The 924-nt window shown below is 60.6% G+C and carries 2 protein-coding genes; both read right to left on the bottom strand.

The window, feature by feature from the left end; genetic code table 11:
- A partial coding sequence (eutH, locus tag HP546_RS30695) for an ethanolamine utilization protein EutH (RefSeq protein ID WP_172233756.1) occupies positions 1-519 on the bottom strand: 519 nt, incomplete at its 3' end.
- A 98-nt stretch (positions 520-617) separates the two neighbouring features.
- The coding region (locus HP546_RS30690; protein WP_172233753.1) for an SDR family oxidoreductase at positions 618-924 on the bottom strand (307 nt) is incomplete at its 5' end.

Here is a 924-nt window from a genome sequence, read left to right as displayed (position 1 = left end):
GGCGATATCCGGGCGCACGCCCAGGCCCATCGCCTGCATGCCCATGGCGATGAACACGATGCTGATCGGGATGCTAAGCAACCCGGCCATGATGCCCAGCGCCATGTACTTGTGATCGGCTTTGTTGAGCATGGCAAGGCCCACCGGGATGACGAAAATCACCGTCGAGCCACACTGGAAGCCGGTGATCAGCCCCAGGATCCAGCCTTCAGGGCTTTGCGACAGCGCCTGCGCCAGTTGGTAACCGCCCAGGTCCGAAGCGATGAAGATCGGCCCGGCGATGCCGGCATCGGCGCCCATGGCCTGGAACAGCGGGCCAATGAACTGGCTGATGAAACTGGAGATGAACGGGATGGCAGCCATGATCCCGGCCACTGGTATGAAAATCGGGCCAATGCTGTGCAGGCCGGCGGTGAACTCTTTGGCCAGCTCCGATTCCGCATTGACGATCGATGCGATCGCGCCGATGACGGCGCACACCATGATCACGTAGATGACGTAAGTGCCTATGTTTTCCATCTGCTGCCTCTGTCTTGTTGGAATTGGCTTGTGGGCAGAATTGAGGGTTTCTTCATGTTTTTCTTGTTGAAAACCGGCAGCACAGTGCCGGCCGGGCATCACATGGCGGTGTAGGCGTTGTCGACGAACAGGTGCGAGCCGCTGACGAAACTGGACTCGTCGCTGGCCAGAAACAAGGCGGCGTTGGCCACTTCGCTCGGATCGCACAGGCGCCCCTGCATGGTCTTGATCGCCTCGTCAGAGGCGTCGACACCATAACCGCGCAGCAGGTCGAGTTCGCGGCGGCCATGGGCGGTGCCGATAAAGCCTGGGCAGATGGCATTGCTGCGGATGTTCTGGTCGCGGTACTCCACGGCCAAGGCGCGGGCGAACATGTGGCAGGCACCTTTGGTGGTGCAATACAGC

Origin of the sequence: Pseudomonas sp. CM25 (assembly GCF_013179705.1) — a bacterium.
Lineage (GTDB): Bacteria > Pseudomonadota > Gammaproteobacteria > Pseudomonadales > Pseudomonadaceae > Aquipseudomonas.
The sequence above is the reverse complement of the archived record's forward strand: the minus strand, read 5'-3'. Positions and strand labels throughout refer to the sequence as shown.